This is a genomic window from Rhizorhapis sp. (assembly GCF_035276005.1).
Classification (GTDB): Bacteria; Pseudomonadota; Alphaproteobacteria; order Sphingomonadales; family Sphingomonadaceae; genus Rhizorhapis.
The window spans coordinates 1-2,070 of record NZ_DATEMB010000033.1 but is presented as its reverse complement, the minus strand read 5'-3'; the positions used below and the strand labels follow the sequence as shown (position 1 = coordinate 2,070).

The 2,070-nt window shown below is 58.8% G+C and carries 1 protein-coding gene and 1 pseudogene; both read right to left on the bottom strand.

Annotated elements, in window-relative coordinates; genetic code table 11:
• Positions 1 to 204 precede the first annotated feature (204 nt).
• Positions 205 to 1,575, bottom strand: a complete 1,371-nt coding sequence (locus tag VJS46_RS08015; RefSeq protein ID WP_324059317.1) for an MFS transporter — start codon at positions 1,573 to 1,575, stop codon at positions 205 to 207.
• Between the two features lie 48 nt (positions 1,576 to 1,623).
• Positions 1,624 to 2,070: pseudogene (locus VJS46_RS08010) on the bottom strand (hypothetical protein); the annotation flags it as partial.

Genomic DNA, 2,070 nt, shown 5'->3' with positions numbered 1-2,070 from the left:
TCCGCCACAAGGCCGCCCAGCACCCGCCACAGCGGCGCAAGGCTCTGCTCCCGCGCCCGATCGTAGAAGGGCGTCCGTCCCTCCTCTGCGGCGCGGTTAACCGTCTCTACAAAGCCATCTTCGGTCGCCATGACGCACCTCCAATTCCGATCTTCGAAAAACAACTTCCGTGTGTGAACTCGATGGGCGCACAGGCCCGGCCCCTCAACGGGCCAGCGCCTCCCCGGAGGCAATCGCGTCAGCGGTTGCGCCTTCGTTCGTCACCGCCAGATAGAGCAGCACCTTTTTCCTTGCCGCCCAGAACAACAAAAATGATGCTGCTCCCCCACATGCCGAGACAAGGCCAAGACCGGCGCCGAGAGCGGTTTTGCCAGAAGCGAACTGGGATGACAGCCCTCCCACCAGCGGAGGCGCCAAGCCGAGCGCGACAGTGGTGAGGAAGATGAGCAGCATCGATGTCAAGGTCGCCCGCATGGGCGCAGGGGTGAGCTTGTGAAAGGAAGAGATGGTGTTGCTCGCGCCGCCGACCGCAAAGAACATACCGGCAAAGGCATAAATCAGGAAAAAGCTTCGCGAAGGCTGAAGTACCGCGGCCACACAGAATATAGTGCTAAAAAGAGCGCAGGTCATGCCGACAAGCACTATGGCGTCCTGGCGATATCGCGAGCACCAGACACCTATGAATGGGACAAGGACGCTGGCCGTGACGAAGGTGACGAGATTGTACATGCCGAAGAGCCGTCCCGCCTCGACGATCGGCAAATCATATGCGCGGGAAAGATAGGCCGGGGTCCATGCGAGAAACCCATTTGTGCCGAGGACCAGACAGCCCGCGCCAACGAACAGTCCCGGATAAAGCCATCCTTGCGATCGCATGAATTGAACGACGTCGCGGAAAGAATTCATCTCGACGTCAAGGGCAACCGAGGCCCTGAGAGGTTCTCTGGCAAAGGCGGCAAAAGCGAATACAAGGAGGATACCAGGCAGGCCGATGATGATGAACACGGCCTGCCATTCGCGCAGGTCCGCCAGATAGCCTGCGGCCTGCGCCGCATTGACGAGGCTGATCGCTACAGAACCGATCAGATAGGCACTGGAGGCGCCAGCCATTCCGAAACTGTTGAAGATGGCCCCGCCGAAGGTTCGGCGATCGGGCGGCAGGGCGTCCGCGATAAGAGAGTAGGTCGCGGGCACGAGAGCAGCTTCACCCACCGCCAGGCCGATGCGCAGGAACACCAGCATCGGGAACGATGTCGCGAAACCCGAGAGAATCGTGCATATCGACCAAAGGACGACGGCGGAAATGATCAACTTGATGCGATTGCCCTTATCTGCCCATCTCGCCAGGGGAATGGTGATCAAGCCGTAGAAGATGGCGAAAGCCGAACCGAACAGCAGTCCCAGTTGAACATCGGAGACCGCCAGATCTCGCTTGAGTGGCTCGACAAGGAGGCCCAGGGCGAACCTGTCCACCATGGAAATGACGAACAGAGCCGAAAGAACGGCAATCATCGCCCATGCTCGGCCAGGTCTGAGCGTCGGTTCCCGCCGGCCTGCTATATCAGGTAGTTGCACCAGGGTTTCCTCCCTCAAACCGGCGAGCATAGGTAACGCCTTTCCCGACTAGAAGTCGAAACCGGCGCTGACCCCATAGGTACGGGGTTCAGCACGGCTGCCGACAAGTCCGGCAGGAGTGACCAGCGTGATCGCATAGTCATATCGTTTGTCCAGCAGGTTCTTTGCCCATAGGCTGATGAAATAATGATCGTCCGGCGAGGTCCAGCGTTCGGTGAGATTGACCACATAGCGCGTCGGCAGATTGAAACGATTTTGGGGATCCACGAAAGATTTTCCGCGGTAGTTGACGTTCCCCGACGTGGTGAAGCGCCCAACGGACGTAGACAGCACGTGCGAAACGGAGGCGGTGTAGCTTATTTCCGGCGTATTGGTCGTCTTCTTGCCTGCGGCATCAAGGCTGGGATGAACCGGATCGACGATGATGGCGCCGCTCGGCTGCAACACATAATTGGGAGCCAGCAGGTAGCTTTTATAATGAGCGTCGAGATAAGT